General features: G+C 40.1%; 3 protein-coding genes. All 3 read left to right on the top strand.

Features of this window, described 5'->3' with window-relative positions:
- Nucleotides 1-170 precede the first annotated feature (170 nt).
- The 3 genes from F0249_RS19665 (at nucleotide 171) to F0249_RS19675 (ending at nucleotide 2,067) form a co-directional block, all read left to right on the top strand.
- Nucleotides 171-881 carry an HAD family hydrolase gene (locus F0249_RS19665; protein ID WP_171757603.1) on the top strand — a complete coding sequence of 237 codons (711 nt, stop codon included), beginning with the start codon at nucleotides 171-173 and terminating at the stop codon, nucleotides 879-881.
- A gap of 137 nt (nucleotides 882-1,018) precedes the next feature.
- Nucleotides 1,019-1,432: a hypothetical protein gene (locus tag F0249_RS19670; protein ID WP_171757604.1), complete on the top strand. Its 414-nt coding sequence runs from the start codon at nucleotides 1,019-1,021 to the stop codon at nucleotides 1,430-1,432.
- Nucleotides 1,433-1,584: 152 nt separating this feature from the next.
- Nucleotides 1,585-2,067 (top strand): MazG-related protein, encoded by a 483-nt coding sequence (locus F0249_RS19675; protein WP_136996049.1) that lies wholly within the window; start codon nucleotides 1,585-1,587, stop codon nucleotides 2,065-2,067.
- The last annotated feature ends 216 nt before the right edge of the window (nucleotides 2,068-2,283 follow it).

The raw sequence follows: 2,283 nt of genomic DNA on the forward strand, positions 1-2,283 counted from the left end.
GACGGATTCCCAACGCTTGGCATTTTCGGTTTGCTTCGGGTTAAGTGTTTACGGCACAATACTTTAAGTACAGTGGTCTGCGTTGCTCACCACTTAACGCGGCGTTATGCGTATGCGAAAAATTAGCGTAAATTGTAAGCTTAAACATGATTCAGAATATAGAGGTAACAATGAAACTAGATGCAATACTGTGGGACTATGATGGAACTCTTGTAAATTCCGTTCCTAAAAATATTGATATCACAAAAACTATTCTATCTATCGTTGCGCCACGCTTAACGGGTGAGCATTTACCGAAGTATTTACACGATGAGGATTCGTACCATGAAGCGAATCATGGCGCTAAAAATTGGCAAGAGCTTTACGTTGATTATTACGGCTTAACTCATGACGAAATGATTATAGCTGGGAGTTTGTGGGCTGAGCATCAAGAGAAAAATAAAACAGAGGTAGCATTGTTTGAGGGTATCAAGACTGTGGTAGATAAATTTTCTCTACTACCTCATGGTATTTGCTCTCAGAACTCACAAAACAATATTCGCAGTGTATTGAAAAGTAATGGTATAGATGCTCCATTTAAGGCAATTGTCGGCTATGATGATGTGTCAAATGGTAATCAAAAACCCCATGCCTTTGGTGGTATTAAGTGTGTTGAATCAATATTTGGTCACAGAGATAGCGAACTTCTCATGTATATCGGCGACCACGAAGCAGATACTAAGTTTGCCCGCAATTTAGAAATGGCTCTTGGTGGTAAAACTAAGGTAATTGCCGTTGCTGCGGGTTACAGTTGTTCTGAGCCAGAGCAATGGGAATTTCAGCCTGATCACACCGCACATACTGTAGAAGATCTCTTGAGTATTATCGGAAAATACGCATAACAAACAATTTAAGAGTGACTCCTAACGCTTAGCGATTTCACTCTGGTTTGAAATTTGTGTTTACGGTGCAATGGTTTAGCTTGGTTTTTATAGCGTTGTCGCACCTTAATTGGGCGTTAGGCATTTTGAGGACTTCAATGGATTTAGTATCAGTCGGTATTGGTTTTTTAGGTGGCATTTTTACTGGTGCAGCGGGTACGTATTTTGGCAATAAGTACACTGATATTAGGCACAATAAAGAAGCTATTAAAGCAGAATTGAATTTATGGAAAGAGCTTGAGTCCAAGTTTCCATATCTTATACAAGAGATGAAAGATGACTTTTCTAGTCCAGAAAATCATGGCGTAAGGAAGTTCTTTGTAAAATCTAAAGGTACTTTGGTTAGTCGTTCAGAACCAAGCTTCGAGTATCATACTGATGTTCATTTGGACTTGAGTGCAGCGATGCTGTATCTAGAGGACTTGGATTTAATTGAAGACATCACTCCAGGTAATTGCCCTATGTATCGTTTCAAAGAAAGGTTCGTCGATTACCTGAAAGGCAATGCCTAACAAAGCGTTCAAGACGGATTCCCAACGCTTGGCATTTTCGGCTTACTTTGGGTTAAGTGTTTATGTCACAATGGTTTAGGTAGGGTGGTCTGCGTTGCTCACCACTTAACGCGGCGTTATGGCGCAGGGCAAAATTCAGCTAAGGGAACTAGATGAGTGAGAAAGTGAAAGTAGCCTTGAAGTGGCTAAAAGGACTTTTGGATGCAGAGAGCATTGAGTACCAAATTGTCGGTGGACTCGCTGCAACTATTCATGGTGGCAGCCGTGAAATTGCTGACATTGACCTTTATATCCACAACTCTGATGCAAATAAGCTCTTGGCTCACGTATCTCAATTCATATCTAAACCGTTAACTCGTTATACTGAATACGGTTGGGATTTAGAGTATTTCCAGTTGGTTTACCAAAATCAAAAAATTGAAATCGGTTTATCTCAAAATACCAAAATCCAATCGTCATTGGACGGTTCATGGCATCAACTAGAAATCGATTTTGCAAAGTCAGTTGTTAAAAGTTATCAAGGCATTGAATTACAGGTTATGCCAGCTTATCAACTGGTAGAGTACAAACGAATATTGAGTAGGGAAGTAGACCTAATTGACATTCAGCAGCTAGCTTCAAGTTCAGCGCCATAACAAAGCGTTTAAGACGGATTCCCAACGCTCGGCATTTTTAGTTTGCTTTGAATTTAGTGTTTACGGCACAATACTTTAGGTGCAGTGGTCTGCGTTGCTCACCACTTAACGCGGCGTTAGGAGTGGTCTGGAGGCATCTTCTCAAGTTGAATTTGATTAAAGCTGCTAGAGAGAAAAGACTTCATTTCATATGAAGACACAATTGTTATTTCAAGT

Origin of the sequence: Vibrio sp. 03-59-1, from assembly GCF_013114135.1 — a bacterium.
Lineage (GTDB): Bacteria > Pseudomonadota > Gammaproteobacteria > Enterobacterales > Vibrionaceae > Vibrio > Vibrio cortegadensis.

What these genes read in the sequence shown, in the direction of transcription:
- F0249_RS19665 (WP_171757603.1), top strand. Translation starts at nt 171, where the DNA reads ATGAAACTAGATGCAATACTGTGGGACTATGATGGAACTCTTGTAAAT.
- F0249_RS19670 (WP_171757604.1), top strand. Translation starts at nt 1,019, where the DNA reads ATGGATTTAGTATCAGTCGGTATTGGTTTTTTAGGTGGCATTTTTACT.
- F0249_RS19675 (WP_136996049.1), top strand. Translation starts at nt 1,585, where the DNA reads ATGAGTGAGAAAGTGAAAGTAGCCTTGAAGTGGCTAAAAGGACTTTTG.